General features: G+C 37.0%; 11 protein-coding genes. 1 reads left to right on the forward strand and 10 read right to left on the reverse strand.

Annotation, left to right across the window (positions count from 1 at the left end; translation table 11 throughout):
• Positions 1-102: 102 nt before the first annotated feature.
• Positions 103-312 carry an IDEAL domain-containing protein gene (locus AC0L8O_RS18525; protein WP_473444399.1) on the reverse strand — a complete coding sequence of 70 codons (210 nt, stop codon included), beginning with the start codon at positions 310-312 and terminating at the stop codon, positions 103-105.
• A gap of 328 nt (positions 313-640) precedes the next feature.
• On the reverse strand, positions 641-1381 hold the full coding sequence (locus tag AC0L8O_RS18530) for an MBL fold metallo-hydrolase (protein ID WP_473444401.1): 741 nt from the start codon (positions 1379-1381) through the stop codon (positions 641-643).
• 208 nt (positions 1382-1589) lie between these two features.
• Here AC0L8O_RS18530 and yhfH point away from each other — a divergent pair, with 208 nt between their 5' ends.
• Positions 1590-1724 carry a protein YhfH gene (gene yhfH / locus AC0L8O_RS18535; RefSeq protein WP_473444403.1) on the forward strand — a complete coding sequence of 45 codons (135 nt, stop codon included), beginning with the start codon at positions 1590-1592 and terminating at the stop codon, positions 1722-1724.
• A 119-nt stretch (positions 1725-1843) separates the two neighbouring features.
• On the opposite strand, the gene AC0L8O_RS18540 is transcribed toward yhfH, so the two are convergent.
• The 8 genes from AC0L8O_RS18540 to hemE all read right to left on the reverse strand — a co-directional run bounded on the left by AC0L8O_RS18540 (position 1844) and on the right by hemE (position 12956).
• A complete protein-coding gene (locus AC0L8O_RS18540; protein ID WP_473444404.1) occupies positions 1844-2863 on the reverse strand; it encodes a LacI family DNA-binding transcriptional regulator in 1020 nt (339 codons plus the stop codon).
• 179 nt (positions 2864-3042) lie between these two features.
• Entirely contained in the window at positions 3043-5334 is a 2292-nt protein-coding gene (gene amt, locus AC0L8O_RS18545; protein WP_473444406.1) for an ammonium transporter, read from the reverse strand.
• 178 nt (positions 5335-5512) lie between these two features.
• Entirely contained in the window at positions 5513-7711 is a 2199-nt protein-coding gene (locus tag AC0L8O_RS18550) for a YhgE/Pip family protein (RefSeq protein WP_473444407.1), read from the reverse strand.
• Between the two features lie 111 nt (positions 7712-7822).
• On the reverse strand, positions 7823-8398 hold the full coding sequence (locus AC0L8O_RS18555; protein ID WP_026560296.1) for a TetR/AcrR family transcriptional regulator: 576 nt from the start codon (positions 8396-8398) through the stop codon (positions 7823-7825).
• A 97-nt stretch (positions 8399-8495) separates the two neighbouring features.
• A complete protein-coding gene (locus AC0L8O_RS18560) occupies positions 8496-9101 on the reverse strand; it encodes a hypothetical protein (RefSeq protein WP_473444409.1) in 606 nt (201 codons plus the stop codon).
• 266 nt (positions 9102-9367) lie between these two features.
• A complete protein-coding gene (locus tag AC0L8O_RS18565; protein ID WP_473444411.1) occupies positions 9368-10837 on the reverse strand; it encodes an amidase family protein in 1470 nt (489 codons plus the stop codon).
• Positions 10838-10939: 102 nt separating this feature from the next.
• Positions 10940-11869 carry a ferrochelatase gene (gene hemH, locus AC0L8O_RS18570; RefSeq protein WP_473444413.1) on the reverse strand — a complete coding sequence of 310 codons (930 nt, stop codon included), beginning with the start codon at positions 11867-11869 and terminating at the stop codon, positions 10940-10942.
• A 34-nt stretch (positions 11870-11903) separates the two neighbouring features.
• A complete protein-coding gene (gene hemE / locus AC0L8O_RS18575) occupies positions 11904-12956 on the reverse strand; it encodes a uroporphyrinogen decarboxylase (protein WP_473444415.1) in 1053 nt (350 codons plus the stop codon).
• Positions 12957-13636: the final 680 nt, after the last annotated feature.

Genomic DNA, 13636 nt, shown 5'->3' on the forward strand with positions numbered 1-13636 from the left:
TTGTCATCACTAACTATATTATTCCCAAACTATTATTCTCTTATACACTAAAAAGGAAACAATCAATTTCTTTCGAACTCTTATAAACGCCATTGTGCTACTTTATTGAATAAAACTTCGCTTGCGTATCAGCTTTAGTTCCTCAGTTAATCGCAAGAATTCCTCTTTATTTCTACTCTCCAAGGATTGATCAATTTCCTTAAGAATTCGATCCAAACGGAAATCTTGAATTGCTTTATCTAACACCATCGCAGCATAGTCGGCATCATTTCTTACAAGGTGTCGGGATGTATCGGTCGAAAACTTTTTCATCAAACTCAACTCCTTGAATTTTATCTATACACTTCGTAAAAGCATGTTAATTGTCAGGATATAGGGCATATAAATCAAAGACCAAAAGGCTTAATTTCTTCATCATAAGACCAATATATATCGGTCCCACTCGTGCCATCCCACCTAATTTAATTATAATTGAAAACGCTTCCAAAAGTAAAGACCATTCATAATGAAGTTAAAAATTGTAAACACCTAACAATCTGCCACCATTTGATTTGTTCCTTTGTAAACTGGTAACAACACCTGTATGGATTAATCTAATAAGAAAAGGTTCATTCCATGAACAGGAGATGAACCTACCACGTTAATCCTCTGAACTCCAAACAAATCCTGTACTTGCCAGACTTATTTTTCCTGTATATTGCTCATTTGCCTGTGCTGCTAAATCTGCATGATTGCCGAAATGAGGAAGATGTGTTAACAATAACTGCTTTACCTTTGCTTTATGTGCAAGCTGTCCCACTTCAGCGCTGTTCATATGACCTGCACTTTTTCCATCTTGATGAGAGTATAAACTGCACTCTGAGATGAGGAGATCGGCATTTGACGAAAATGGGATGAAATTGTCCTGGTAACTTGTATCGGCAGTATATATGACAGTTGATACGTGATCAGTGATTTTCATAGCAAAACATGGTGCCGGATGAGTGGTACTTAAAAACGTAATAGAAAATGGTCCGATTTCCAACACCTCTGTTTCCCTGTATACGACACCAATCGTTGCATTTTTATATGTCAGTTTTTGAAAAGCTGCTTGATCTAAATCATGCCCATAAATAGGCAATGTTTTTTTCTTATTATGAATCAATCCTGTAACATAACAGCCATATTGTAAGGGACCTATATCTGCTACATGATCATGATGATAATGTGATAATACAACTGCATCCAGTTGATCTATTGTAATGGTTTGTTGCAATTTTGACAAAACCGCACTGCCGCAATCAATCAATAACCGAAAACCGTTTGATTCGAATAAATAGCCTGAGGTTGCTTCTCCTGCGTTTGGAAAGCCGCCCCAAAACCCTATCACCGTTACTTTCACTAGCCACTCAACCCTTTCTCAATTTCTCACCATGAACATTATAACCTCTTCTGAATCGTTTTAACATTCTTGAACAAATGGCAAACACCTAATTTTGTAAAAATTAGCTTTTACATAAATCTTTCGATAATTGTTACAAAACAGATGTTGACATCACTCGAACTGTTATAATACAATATGTGTAACAAATCAAACGGAGGGGATCCAAATGATGGTGAAAATAACAGAATTTTTCAGAAATTTACCAAAAAAACAGTGTAAAGAGTGTGGAGGCGAAATTGAAGAACAGCATGAGTGTTATGGAAATACTTGTAATGAGTGCTTACACGTAACAGATCTTTAATCTTTTTTACGTCTATACTGTTAGATAACAGATATTAAAATGCAATATTGATATATTACAAGAACATAAATATATCAATAAAAATAAGAAGGTTGGCCATTAGGCCAACCTTCTTATTTTTATGATGTCGCGACTAAATGATCTCTACTTGTAGATGAACCCCGATATGCCAGCTTAGAAATGAATTCATGATTCTCAAAAGTACGGAATTGCTTTCTATGTATTTTTTCACACATAACATCTATTGATTTTTCGGCCATAGCATCAACAGGCTGTATGACTGTGGTAATCATTGGATCTACGAGTTTGGTAATCTCCATATTATCATAGCCGACTACAGCTAAATCCTCCGGTATTCTCCAACCAGCCTTTTGTGCCTCTGAAATAATGCCAGCTGCAACGGCATCTCCTCCAGCAAAAACTGCTGTCGGTGATACCTTCATACAAGCTAATTTTCGAAAGATCTGCTTACCATCTTCAACTGTTGAAACTTTATCAAAATGAAATTTTTCATAAGAATGTATATTTACCTCTTTTAAAGCAGATTGAAACCCCTTAATTCTAGCTCTCATTCCTTCGCTTTTTACCCCGTTTGAACAATAAGCAATATGTGTATGTCCCCTTTCAATCAAGTGCTTTGCTACCAGATAGCCGCTTTGCGCTTGATTGACATACACCATTGGAATATTTGCGTTCTCTATTTTCTCATTACAAAGAACAATGGGACCGTAATTTAAATATGAATCAATCACAGACCAATCATTTTCAACAGCTGTCATAATGACACCATCGACTTGTTTGGTTTTTAATAGATTCAAGTACCGGCATTCTTTTTGTTTTGAGAATTGAGTTTGACAAATAATCAATTGATATCCTTTTGATGATGCTTTCATTTCCAGTAACTCTATTAATTGACTGAAAAAAGGTGTGGATATTTTCGGTATTAATACAGCAATAATTCCTGTCTTTTGATTTCTTAAGCTTCTTGCGGCAGAATTAGGAACATACCCCAATTGTTCCATTGCCTTCTGCACAAGCTCCTTTTTTTCATCTGAAACATATGGGTGATCATTTAATACTCTGGATACAGTTGTTCTTGATAATCCTGCCAGCTTCGCGACATCTTCAATGGTAGACAAATTACTCCCTCCCCACAGGCTCTATGTTGCCCACCTTGCTTGACCTTGGAAACGTTTTCAATTATGATTATATGAAAATATTATCTATAATTCAATCTTTTTTTACAAAAAGTGTTTATTTTACCTACAGGGTTACGTTTTAATAGGAGCAATTTATAGAAAACTGCTCCTACTATCTTTTATCCTATATCTGCAGTAACAAATTGTTTAACAGACCTATGCAATTGTTCATTTTGTTGTTTCATCATGTTAATTTTCTCTACCATATCAAGATTTAGGTCAAGATTAGTTTTCATATTTTGAAAGACTTTCTCCATCCGGCCTGTCATTTCTTTAAAACTATCTTGCTGTTCATATCGTCTACCTTGAATCGTGACCGTATCACGATTTACGCGTTCCAACGTAATGAGAAAATCATTCATAAAGTGATTAACCTGATTGACCTTTTCATCAATCGTATGAAATCTTTTCGGCATTTTTACTAATTGGTCGCTTAATAGCTCAATTTTTCGGGATAATTCGATCACCTCAGAGAACCCTGCTGTCGTTTCTTGTGCTGTACGATGAATCATGTCCCTAATATCTGCTGTTGAGTCTTTGGATTTATTTGCAAGCTTTTTAATCTCATTTGCAACAACTGTAAAGCCTCTACCAGATTCCCCGGCTCTTGCAGCTTCAATACTGGCATTAAGCGACAGTAAATTTATTTGTTCGGAAACCTCTGTAATCAAGTTAACCATTTGTTCACTTTCTTTTGCATAATTGGTAATTTTGGACACATTATCATGAAAAACGGTCAGTTTATGATTAACATCATGATTTAATTCACCAACATCTCGAACAAAGCTTGATATGTCTGTCATTTCTTTTTGAATCCAGCCCAATTGATGACCTATTTGCTCTATTGAAGAAAAAGCCTGTTGTATTTCTGCAATCACTTGATTTTCCACTTCAATCTCCTGTTCAAGCCACTTTTCTGATTTTGATACATACGTATATGTTTCTTCAATTTCTGTCATTTGCTGTGATGCACTTTTCTTCGAATCTTCACTTAAAGACAATACATTCACTGTTGTATCAAGAACATGTGATGTTTGTGTTTTTACTTGGTGTACAAGATCGTTTAATGTGGAAAGCACTGTGTTAAACGCTTTATTGAGCTCAGCCATGTCTTCTCCTGGCTCATACTTGATCTTTTTTGTCAAATCTCCTTTTGCTGCTGCAATTTCATTCATCGCAACAATTGTATCTAAAACCGAAATAGATGCACCGTGTTCACTTACATTTAGCCCAGCTTCCTCCTCATGCTTCTCTACTCTAATATTCATTGTGAATTTCATTATCCCATAGATTAATAGCCCCATTCCGAATGCCCAGACGAATGCTGTTCCCGCTCCTAAAGCTTGGACACCTATCTGCTCTAATCTCGATTGAAGCACAAGATTCTCTACCGGAGCAAAAAGGGCAAGTCCAATTGTCCCCCATGCACCACATACTCCATGAACTGCTATTGCCCCAACTGCATCATCCACTTTAAATACTGTTTCAATGATTCTTAAAGAAAAAACAACAATCGTTCCGCCTATTGCTCCGATAAGCAAAGCTGTTTCAGGTGTTAACACATTCGCTCCAGCTGTTACCGCAACAAGTCCTCCTAATATTCCATTTAAGATATCCTCTACCTGTGGTCTTTTATCCAGGAACCAGCTTACTATCATTGCTGTTAATCCGCCACTTACTGCTCCAAAATGTGTATTCAATGAAATTAATGCAATGTGAATATCTGCCACTCCTGTTGATCCTGCATTAAATCCAAACCATCCCAGCCATAAGATAAACACCCCTGTTACAGCTAAGACAGCATTAGACATTGCAAATTTACGGCTTGTTCCATCTGATGAATACTTTCCAATACGGGGACCCACAATAATGGCAGCAGCCAGAGCAACCCAGCCTCCGATCGAATGAACGACCGTTGATCCGGCAAAATCCATAAAACCTAAAGCTTCCAACCACCCTTGGCTCTCACCATTCCATAAGCTGCCCCAAGCCCAATGTCCAAAAATCGGATAAATAAGGGCACTAATCATAATTGTACCGATAATATATGCACTAAACTTAACTCGTTCAGCAATAGCCCCGGATACAATGGTTGCAGCAGTTCCTGCAAAGACAATTTGGAATAATAAAAACGCCCAATTAGATGGATCTTCCTCAAGTCCTTGAAATAAGAAACCATCCAAGCCGATCCATCCGGTAGATGATGAACCAAACATAAAAGCAAAACCAATTAAGGAAAACACGACTGTTGTAATTAATAAATCAATCACATTCTTCATTGCCACATTAATTGAGTTTTTTGCCCGGACCAATCCTGCTTCTAATAAAGTGAAGCCAGCTTGCATAAAAAAGACTAAAAAAGTTGCGACAACCATCCATAATACATTTACATTAAGTTGTATTGTATCCATTCTTTACCTCCTCAGTTACAAAATATGTCGTATAATGGTATATTTTATAACATTTTAGGTAAAAAGGGGGAATTTTCAGAAAAAAAATAGATGTTTTTCTAATTTTATATGTCATAAGAACTAACAATACCTCAAAAAAAGAACTGACCCTACTTGGATCAGTTCTTACTTTAAGCATTTATAGATCTTTTTTCACTTTTCTCGAAAAGTAAACAATCGTACCAAGCATCATGACCAACATCATCCCAGCAAGTTTATACACTTGATTCCACATGGATCCAAAGTCTCCGATCGAAATAATGGATCTAAATCCTTCTACAGAATATGTCATTGGTAACCAGTGGTTGATTTTTTGGAAAATCTCAGGAAGCAACTCAATTGGGAAAGTACCTGCACTTGTTGTTAATTGAAGTATTAACACAATAATGGCAATAAATCTTCCCGGATTATCCATTGTTGTCACTAAAAACTGCACGATTGCCATAAACGTTAAGCTTGTTATGATACTAAACAGCATAAAGTAACCAACACTTTTAACTTCAAGTCCTAATCCATATAATAAGACAACATCTGCAAGAATTGATTGGACAATGGCCACAATACACAACACACTAAATTTACTAGCAAATAACGAGATTCCTGATTTCGGTATTCCTGTTGTTTCCCGCAATGGAAAAACAACTGTAACAAGTAAGGAACCAACAAATAATGCTAATGATAAAAAGTAAGGTGCAAGACCTGTTCCATAATTAGAAACTTTATTAAGCTCTTTCGTTTCAAGATGAACGGGATCTGCCACCATTTCATATTGATCATCAGAACCTTTTGCATCTTTTGTGTCTGCCGTTGCATCACTTAATTTGCTTGAAAGTTCATTTGTCCCTTCAGAAAGTTCCGATACCCCATTATTTAATGCAGTTGCCCCATCTGCAAGTTTACTAGTTCCATCCTCCAACGCAACAGAACCGCTTGCTAATTCATGAATTCCGTTATCTAATACTTTCCCGCCATTCTCTAATTGCTCTACACCGGTTTTCACTTCTCCGATTTTTTCGCCGAATGTTTTTAATCCTTGGCTTACTTGTGATTGAGCGTCATTTATTTGAACTGCTCCATTATAAAGTTCTTCCTGCCCTGATGTTAACTGTTGCACAGCATTTTCCACAGATGCAGTTCCTTCATGAAGCTTACTCGTATTTTCAGGTAGTTGCTCAACATTTGCATATAAGCTATTTGCTCCATCTGAAAGCTGATGTAGATTTGTCGCTAGTTGCTTCCCGCCATCATCTATACGATTTAGTGCTTCTACAAGAGCAAGTAGTTGTTTTTGTTGTTGTTCTTCTAATGGGACCGTTTCTAACGTTGCAGCCAACTGATTCACTGTTTCAGTTAGTGTTGAAATATTTTGCGATAAAGAGTCAGCACCTTCACTCGCTGCAACATTTCCTTCAGCAAGCTGTTTCGTTCCTGCAACTAATTGAGGGACATTTTCATTTAATTGATTTGTCCCTTCAGTTAGTTGTGGTAAAGCTGCCTGAAGTTCCTCCATTCCATTGAGTGACTTATCTAGGCCTTGCACCAAGTTTCCTGTTCCATCTTCGGTTTGAACAGCACCGTCATAAAGCTCTCTCTGTCCTTGTTGCATAGCCGAGAGCCCACTGTTTAAGGTAGATAGTCCATCTGACAATTGAGTTGAACCATTTGAAGCTTCATTAAGACCTTCTTTAAAGATAATTGATTTTGACACAAGTTCATGTAGATTTTCATCTAAGGACTGAGATCCTTCTTGAAGATCTAGTACACCGTCATCTATTTTTGTGGCTCCATCACTCGCATCACTTATTCCCTCGGCCATTAATTCCATACTGTCAAATAAGTTTTCTGCATATGTTTTCGTTAAAGAATTTGCTACTTCTTCTTTTATTTTCTCAATTGCACTATCCCCAATTTGGCCTGAGATAAAGTTATAGCCTTTATTTGTGGTAAACGTTAGTCCGAGTTGCTTTGGTTTATCATCTAGTAGAGTAGTTGCATTTTTCGAAAAATCTTCAGGTATCTCGATGACCATATAGTAATCGTGGCTCTGAAGTCCTTTTTCTGCTTCCTCACTACCAACAAACTGCCAATCAAACTTATTGTTTTCTTTTAAGTTGTCTATAAGTTCCCCGCCAACATCAAGCTTTTCATCTTCAAATGTTGTACCAGTGTCCTGATTAACAACAGCAACCGGAAGCTGGTCGAGGTTTCCGTACGGATCCCAAAAAGCACTTAGGTAACCACCACTATACATTAAAGGAATAAATAAAACCCCAATAACAGCAATAAGCACTTTTTTATTTTTAAATAATGACTTCCATTCTTCTTTCAATAATGACATGCTCTATTCCCTCCTATGTGACAAACTCTCAAAAGATTGACATGTCGATATAATTTCTAATACTTAATGACCATTTTATCCATCTGGTCACTTTTTACCTAAATAAGAGGATTATCTTATAGACAATCCCTTTAATAAGTAACCTTCAAAGATCTCAGCAATTTTTCCTTTTTCTAATGGTTCATGGTGCTTTTCCCAATCAAAAATAAGTGAAATATATAATTTAAGAATGATAAAAGCAGTCAGTTCCGGGTCACATTGTTTTAGTTCGTTACGATTGATTGCATCAATAATTTTTTGTTTTATATATTGTAATACCATTTCTTCGACTTTTTGCACACCTTCATTCACTGTCGGTGTCCCCATTTCTTGGCTTTCCTGAAATATTTTAATTGTTAGATGGTGGGTTTTCCGAAATTCCAGAATACTATATAATGCTTGATGCACACTGTCTACAAACGGACGTTGTGAATCAAAGGCTTCATCTGCGACTATTTTCATATCAAGCAATAGATGATCAATGATTTCTGAAAATAAATCCTCTTTATTTTTATAGAAAGTATAAATGGTACCTTTTCCAACATTAGCGAGTTTTGATACAAGATCCATTGTCGTACCTTTATAACCAAATTGCGCAAAAGATTTTGTAGCAGCTTCTAATATTTGCTTCTTACGATCGACGCTCATAGGTTTCACTCCTGAAGAATATTGACCAAATGAACAAATCAGTCAGTTGTTATTTATGTAATATAACATGCCTTTCTCTTTTTTACAAGGAGAAAAATCAGGCAACTTTTGCAACACCTTGTTCATCAAAAAGACTTTGGATTTTGTTTACTTGTTCCTGATTTTCTATCACAACATATTTTGTTGTGAAAAAGAGTGTACCTTTTACTTTCACCGAAAGTTTGTAACCGTTATCAACTCTTGTGCTATATCCATATAGCTCGTGCCATCGAATGATTTTTTCTGTTTTATAGGATTGAATTTGTTGAGTAGCATAATACCTGCCATCTAAAATGATTCCATTTGCTAAAACATAGAAACAACTTTTATGTTTTACCGCGCTGATGAGAATAAAAAATAGATAGGCAGAGCTAATGAAGGATGACTTTAACCAGTCTGTTGTAAGGACCATAATTAGAAGAATGAATAGTAGTAGTAACGCAAAGAATGTTCCCCACTTCACATATTGATACGTTTTTGTATTCTTCGATAAGGGCTCCATCTCTTTCCATTCATTCGGAATCAGAATATGTTGAAAATCTGTTTGCCTTTTTGGAAAAAGAGCATCATGAGACATTTCTGCAGCCTTTTTAATATTTAATCGATATTGAATTAAATATCCAATACCTATAAGAAAGATCACGATATAAAGTATATCAATCATTTGATTCTCTTCCCCCTCTATATTAAATTCTATAGATGAATTCTTCTTTATATATTATACGGAACAAGTTTGTAATAGGTTTCATAGAATATGTAATCTTTTACAACCCCTTACATATAAAAGAGGCTGGGACAAAAGTATTTTATCCAAAGAAAAATCCGAACTACAATTCATGATTCTACGATTAGAATGTTGAATTAGTTCGGATTTTTTCTAACCAAAATATTGTCATTAGTAATGAACATTTTAGTATTGTCCCAGCCTCTTTATATTTTAAATGGAGCTACCCGATGTTTTGTTCCTTGTTCAAACGAATAAGCTATTTCTATTAAGGTCGGTTCCATATAAGCCTTCGCTGTAAAAGTAATTCCTACAGGTTCCCCTTCATTCGTATACCCAGCAGGCACAGTAATCGATGGGTAACCCGCTTTTGACGGAATCATCTCACCATTAGCGTTTGGGAAGACAAGCGCATCTAATTCATGCTCTTTCATTGCAGCATCTATCCCTTTAGTTTTAGATAAATAATCATCTTTTTCCAAACTCTCCAGGTATTCGGGGGAGGTTAAATGGCCACTGGTCAAATCGGCATCAAGAAAAACCTTTTGTCCATACTTTAACGCTTTTTCACCTAATTGTTCATTCGCTTGTATCAGATCAGTTAACGTACGGACTCCAACACTTGAGTCAATTGTTTTTAAATATGCTTGAAGGTCGGTTTTAAATTCATATAGCATCACATTTATATCCCAGTTTTCATTTGTTGAAGGAATATCAATTGAATCAATAACAGTAGCACCTAGCTCTTCTAATTTCTTAATACTTTGATTCATTACGGTACGTTGTGACTCACTTAGTTCATCAAAATAGGTGTTGCGTGCAATTCCAATTCTTTTTCCAGATAGTCCATCTATTTTTAGATGATGTGTAAAATCGTGATGAACGAACTCATTGCTTAGTGTAGCAGGATCTAAAGGATCTATTCCCCTTAAACTATTAAGTAAGATGGTGGCATCTTTTACTGTTCTCGCCATCGGTCCTGCCGTATCTTGAGTATGAGAAATTGGGATAATTCCTTTTCGACTTATAAGTCCCACTGTTGGCTTAATCCCAACAAGCGAGTTTTGACTGGCAGGACTTAATATAGAGCCAGAGGTTTCTGTTCCAACTGCTAAGACTGCTAAATTTGCTGCAATGGCTGCTCCGGAACCCGAGCTGGAGCCTCCAACGATAAATGAAGCACCATACGGATTCAAGACTTGACCACCTCTTGAGCTATAGCCTGACGGCATGTCTTCTGCTATGAAGTTTGCCCATTCTGTTAGATTCGTCTTCCCTAAAATAATAGCTCCAGCCTCTCTCAGCTGCTTTACTAGAGTAGCATCTTCCTTAGCATATGAATTGGCTAACACTAGAGATCCTGCACTTGTATGCATTTTATCTGCGGTATCAATATTATCTTTAATTAATATTGGTATACCGTGTAACGGCCCGCGAGACCCCTTTGTTTTCCGTTCATAATCAAGTGCAGCAGCAATATGTAAGACATCCGGATTAACTTCTATAATGGAATTTAATTTCGGTCCGGATTGGTCGATGTCAGCTATTCTTGATAAATACATGAGGACTAATTCTCTGGATGTGATCTCATGACGATCAAGTTTTTCTTGGATCTCATCAACTGTTACCTCTTCCAGCCATTCATTTTTCAACTTGTTAAGCTGCTCATTTATCATGCTTGTTACCCCTTCCTTGTCACTCATACACCCATTTTACTTGTTACATCCCCAACTTACAAAAAGAAGCAGCAAAACACTTTGTTTCACTGCTTCTTTTCCTTATTTATTTACATGTTTTAATACAACTGTTGCAAGGCAGTCAATGAACTCAGGTTTTGCATTTGGCATTTCAGGACGATAGTAGCTCGCTCCTAATTCATCCGTGATAACCTTACATTCATAATCATTATCGTACAGAACTTCCAAATGATCTGCTACAAATCCGACCGGCACATAAACAAATGTTTTATAGCCTTCATTATATAAATCTCTTGTTAAATCTTGAACATCCGGTCCTAACCATGGTTCAGGTGTGTTACCGGCACTTTGCCATCCTGTCACATACTTTTTAACTCCTGCTGCTTCCGCAATTAAATCAGCTGTTTCCTTTAATTGTTGTGGATATGGGTCACCATTTGCAATAATTTTTTCAGGTAAGCTATGTGCAGAGACGACTAACACTGCTGAGTCTTTTTCTTCTTGTGTCATACTGCCATATGTTTTTTTCAATTGATCTGCCCAATATGAAATAAATTTTGGCTCTGTGTACCAGCTTTCAACAGATGTGATCGTTAATCCTCCAAGCTTTTCTGCTTCTTCCTTTGCCCGTCCATTATAAGACTTAACACTAAACGTAGAGAAATGAGGAGCTAATACGATACTTACCGCTTCTTTAATCCCATCTTCATGCATTTGTTTGACAGCATCCTCGACAAATGGCTCAATATGCTTTAAACCAAGATACATCTTAAATTCAATTTCATCTTGACTATCATTTAAATGCTGTTCAAGCTTCTCTGCTTGTTCTAACGTAATCTTAGCTAGTGGCGAAATACCACCAATAGCTTCATAGCGATCTTTTAAGTCCTGAAGCATTTCGGGTGCAGGTTTACGTCCATGCCTAATATGAGTGTAATAGCGCTCGATATCCTCCTCTTTATAAGGCGTACCGTATGCCATTACTAGTAATCCCATTTTTTTCTTACTCACTTGAATTCACCTCATGATTCTATAATTTAAAAGGTTATTGACCTACTTTTGCTTTCTTCGTGTAATCATGAACAAATGATGTTAATTGTTTTAATGATTCCGGGTTTACTTGTGGGAAAACACCATGTCCAAGATTAAATATATATCCATCCTGCTTCATCCCTTGGTCTAATATTTCCTTTGCTCTTTCTTCAATCACTTCCCAAGGAGATAGTAAGATTGCCGGGTCAAGATTTCCTTGCAATGATTTAGTAAGTCCCATTGAACGAGCCTCTTGTATTGGAAGTCTCCAATCCAATCCAACAACATCAAGAGGGAGGTCATGCCATTCGTATGCTAGATGACTAGCACCTACACCGAACATAATAAGTGGTACATTTTCCTCTTTTAGTTCAGCAAAGATTCTCTCCATCGTCGGCTTAATATACACACGGTAATCTGCCACATTTAATGCACCTACCCACGAATCAAAGACCTGGATAGCCTTTACACCTGCACGAATTTGAGCTTTTACATATGTAATACACATTTCAGCAAGTTTATCCATTAAAGCCAACCAAGCATGCGGCTCTGAATACATAAACGCTTTTGTCTTGTTATAGTTTTTTGAAGGACCGCCTTCAATCATATAACTGGCAAGAGTAAAAGGAGCTCCGGTAAAACCGATAAGAGGAACTTCGAGCTGCTCTTTGGTTAGTAACTTTATTGTATCTAATACATAAGGAACATCACTTTCCGGATCGATCTCTCCCAGTTTCTCAACATCTTGAATAGAGCGAATCGGATCATCAATAACCGGGCCAATTCCCGATTTAATTTCAACATTTACACCAATTGCCGGAAGTGGTGTCATAATATCTTTATATAGAATGGCAGCATCCACATCATACTGTTCAACAGGCAGCCTTGTCACATACGCACAAAGCTCTGGTTGATGTGTGATCTCAAATAAACTGTATTTTTCTTTAATCGCCCGATATTCAGGCTGTGACCTGCCTGCTTGTCTCATATACCAAACTGGTACATAATCTGTCTTTTCTCCACGACACGCCTTAAGAAACGTATCATTGATTTTCTTTTCAGCCATTCTAAAAATCCACCTTTCTATGCACAAGGGTCAATCCCTAATTATTAAATTATATTAATTATAAAGTAATACTTATTCTATATTATTCTCTCTGCACTTTCAACTATAACGGTTTCATTTCCGGTTGTATAGCATAGATCGGCAAATGTCAAAAAAAAGACGAAAAGAATACAAAAGCGCAAGCGCCTTGTTCAGCCCCGACTAGTATAAGACGATTAAGAATGGAAGGCGTTCTTTGCCTTCAATTCTTAAGTGGCTTATAACCTCGAGGGGCTAGGCGCTGGAGCTGGATGTCGCACACACTTATCCACTGTTCAAAGGTTATCGTTTCTTAGCATCTAAAAAAGCGCAAGCGCCTTGTTCAGCCCAGACTAGTATAAGACGATTAAGAATAGAAGGCGTTCTTTGCCTTCAATTCTTAAGTGGCTTATAACCTCGAGGGGCTAGGCGCTGGAGCTGGATGTCGCACACACTTATCCACCGTTCAAAGGTTATCGTTTCTTAGCATCTAAAAAAGCGCAAGCGCCTTGTTCAGCCCGACTAGTATAAGACGACTAAGAATAGAAGGCGTTCTTTGTCTTCAATTCATTTTCTGCTTATGACCTCGAGGCAGTCTAAAATCGCGACGTCAATCTCCACGACTGCACTTGCACGTCCTGTGCTTCGGGGCTAGACACCAA

Source organism: Metabacillus sp. KJ11-3 (assembly GCF_055808295.1).

Bases quoted from the DNA above. Each gene is read 5' to 3' on its own strand.
- hemE (WP_473444415.1), bottom strand. From the start codon at position 12,956: ATGGCTGAAAAGAAAATCAATGATACGTTTCTTAAGGCGTGTCGTGGA.
- AC0L8O_RS18565 (WP_473444411.1), bottom strand. From the start codon at position 10,837: ATGATAAATGAGCAGCTTAACAAGTTGAAAAATGAATGGCTGGAAGAG.
- AC0L8O_RS18550 (WP_473444407.1), bottom strand. From the start codon at position 7,711: ATGTCATTATTGAAAGAAGAATGGAAGTCATTATTTAAAAATAAAAAA.
- amt (WP_473444406.1), bottom strand. From the start codon at position 5,334: ATGGATACAATACAACTTAATGTAAATGTATTATGGATGGTTGTCGCA.
- AC0L8O_RS18560 (WP_473444409.1), bottom strand. From the start codon at position 9,101: ATGATTGATATACTTTATATCGTGATCTTTCTTATAGGTATTGGATAT.
- yhfH (WP_473444403.1), top strand. From the start codon at position 1,590: ATGATGGTGAAAATAACAGAATTTTTCAGAAATTTACCAAAAAAACAG.
- AC0L8O_RS18525 (WP_473444399.1), bottom strand. From the start codon at position 312: ATGAAAAAGTTTTCGACCGATACATCCCGACACCTTGTAAGAAATGAT.
- AC0L8O_RS18555 (WP_026560296.1), bottom strand. From the start codon at position 8,398: ATGAGCGTCGATCGTAAGAAGCAAATATTAGAAGCTGCTACAAAATCT.